At 63.1% G+C, this 2,827-nt stretch carries 3 protein-coding genes; all 3 read right to left on the reverse strand.

The window, feature by feature from the left end; genetic code table 11:
* Positions 1 to 942 (reverse strand): AAA family ATPase (locus tag ACXJKR_RS28930; protein ID WP_457325780.1); only part of this gene is annotated, 942 nt, incomplete at its 3' end.
* A gap of 122 nt (positions 943 to 1,064) precedes the next feature.
* Positions 1,065 to 1,307: a hypothetical protein gene (locus tag ACXJKR_RS28935; RefSeq protein WP_457325781.1), complete on the reverse strand. Its 243-nt coding sequence runs from the start codon at positions 1,305 to 1,307 to the stop codon at positions 1,065 to 1,067.
* Between the two features lie 23 nt (positions 1,308 to 1,330).
* The coding region (locus ACXJKR_RS28940; protein ID WP_457325782.1) for a S8 family peptidase at positions 1,331 to 2,827 on the reverse strand (1,497 nt) is incomplete at its 5' end.

Here is a 2,827-nt window from a genome sequence, read left to right on the forward strand (position 1 = left end):
CTTCTTGTACAGGTCGACGATCGTCTCTATCTCGGCGCCTGATGCGCCCTCAGTCATCAGCACCAGGAAGCGCTTCACCGGCACCGGAATTTCGGTGGGCGCCTCGTAGCGGGAGACGATGGCTTCACGAGTCTCGGCATTGGGTAGCGGCACCTCGACCTGCGCCGCAAACCGTCGCCACACTGCCGGGTCCAGGAGCTTGGGGTGATTGGTGATGCCGATCGTGATGCCGATGGTCGACCGCACGTCCAGGTTCTGCAGAAGCGCGTTGACGACGCGCTTGATCTCGCCCACTTCGTTGGGGTCATCGCGCAGCTTGGCCATTGAATCCAATTCGTCCAGAAGCAGGATGCATCGAAACCGGTTKGCGAAGGCGAACACGTGCGCGATGTTGCGCGAGGTAGTGCCAAGGAAGGACGACATCATGGCGTCGACGCGGGCGGTCAACACGGGTAGGCCGAGCTGCGCCCCGAGCCACAGCGCGACAGACGTCTTGCCCGTGCCAGGAGCTCCCGTAAAAAGGCAGGACATGGCTGGCGACGAGCCGACCTGCGCAAGTTCTCGCTGGTGCTGCCATTCCGATCGCAGCATTGAAATGGCCCGCTCCAGCGAGGCGGGCATGAGCGGCGATGGGCGCCCCTCGCCTGGGAATGTGACGTCAAGCAACCTCGCACCCGTCTCGCGATCCGCTGGCAGCTGCGTGGTCGACAGCAAGACTTCGCCTGGCAGGCCGACCGAAGACTTGGACTGAACCAGGCGCCGAGGCGTCATCGACTGGTGCCGGTCTGCGGATRCCAGCAGCATGCGCAGCGCTTGTGCATCCTTGTTGGCCCCGTCTTTGTCCAGCGCCTCCGACAGCCGAGTGACCTGATGACGAACAGTCTCCGAGGACGAGTCGAGCGCCAGCCTGCAGATGGTGTGAATGATGGAAAAGTTGTCCATCGGCAGCCTCCGAATCCAATATTTTTGGGAAATTTCCGCTTTAATTGGGAAATTTACCCCATCTCCTGAGGTGCAGGTGTAAAAAAGGACGCCGAAGCGTCCCTTTATTTAGGTGTGACTGACTAGCGTCGCCGAGCCCTGATCCGTGCGTCCGGACGCGGCACAGTGGCCATCTGCTCAGAAATGATCCAACCAGGCAACCGGGCRGACAGGCCGCCGATCCGGGTGTGGGGAACCTCGGCGAGCATGTTGTTGCCGGTCTGGCTGAGCACCCGGCCGCACGTGGCGGTGTCCGTCACAACCGTGACGGCTTCCGCCGCGGACACAGCGGCGTCCTTGGTTCGGCGGAGGATCACTTGGCTCATAGGACGAACTCTACAGGAGCGGTCTATTGAGGCAAGCCTTGGCCTTCATATTCCTTGTCGAAGCCGGCAGGTTTGCACATTGCGAAAAATAGTCCCCGGATCTTGCTGGCCCGCTCTCGACCACGCTCAGGACCCCGGGGGATCTTGAGGATGTCCTCGTTGCGGCTCAGCTCCGCAGCGAGCAGGCCGCACGCAACAGGGCACGCCATCGATGTGCCACTCATCGCGCCATAGCCTCCACCGGGAACCGTCGACACCATGCCGACGCCGGGCGCTGTGGCGCTGACTTCGGGGCCGATGTTCGTGAACTTGGCCGCGTAGCGCTTCTTCTCCAGCTTGGACCAAGGCGCCATTTCATCCAGCGCCTCAACCGAGGAAGCCGGGTAGGTGCCTTTCTGGCCAATCGCTGTGATCGAAAGCACGTCTGACCACCGCGCAGGGAACAGCAGGTCCTGGCGCCCGTCGTTGCCGGCAGYAGCAATACACGCCGTGCCTTGGGCGTACGCCTCCGAGATCGCATCTCGCACGGCCTCGTCGGGCACCTTCGTACCCAAGCTCAGGTTGATCAGGTCGCAGCCATCAGCGACGGCAGCTTCAATCGCTCTCAGAATGTCGTAGTTGATTGCATCGCCACCGTCGTTGGGAAACACCCGGTACGAGTTCAGCGTGACGGCGGGTGCTCGCCCGCCGCGCTTGGTGCCAGCGACGAGCGCACCGGCAATCAGGCCGGCGACGTGCGAGCCATGTTCGCCTTCCTCGGTGGCCGGCGAGCCATCGCCTGCGTCGCCTTCGCTCGAAACCAGGCAACGCGAATGCTTGACAGTCAGGTGCGGGTGGTTGCCATCGACGCCGCTGTCGATGACGCCGACAACGACGCCTGCGCCGTCGGTCGTCTTTGGCGTCTTGTACAACGTGTTGGCGAGGTCGTCGTGAGACAGGTCGATGTCGTCGAGCGTCACCGTGTGGCCGTCCACGAGCTTCAGATTGCGCTCCACGCGGCCCCAATGGCCGTTCGGGTCGGGGTAGACAGCAAGCACTTCGAGCTGGGGACCAGAGGGCAGCCGAAGCCGGACTTCGCCCCGCTTGGTGGTGTACCCATCGTCACCCAGTTCCTGATCTTCATCGTTAAGCGCGACCACMAATGCGCCGGCGATGGGTTTGCCCGCCTGATCGACGACCTTCACGCGCAGCGTGGGTAGCGGCTTGGCCGCCTTGGTCGTCTGCCGAGTCACAGTCAGTCGCGGTGTCCGAGTCAGGTGATAGGTCACGACGGGCACGGCGCGCACGGCCGGCTCCTGCACCTGCAACGACGCGAGCTCCTGCGGGCTCAGCTCTGCCAGCTTGGCACCGGTGGCGGAAGCGGAATGGATGATCTCGATCGACTTGGGAACGGAGCTCGTCGTCGCGCTGCTGGCCTTCAGACGCGCCCTCAATGTCCTCGTGTAGGTTGGGGTCGCCGCACCAACGGACTTCATGTCCGATGAGTGCGTACCTTGAACAGGCAGCAGCACGTATCGGGC

The organism is Roseateles sp. P5_E11, from assembly GCF_054049355.1.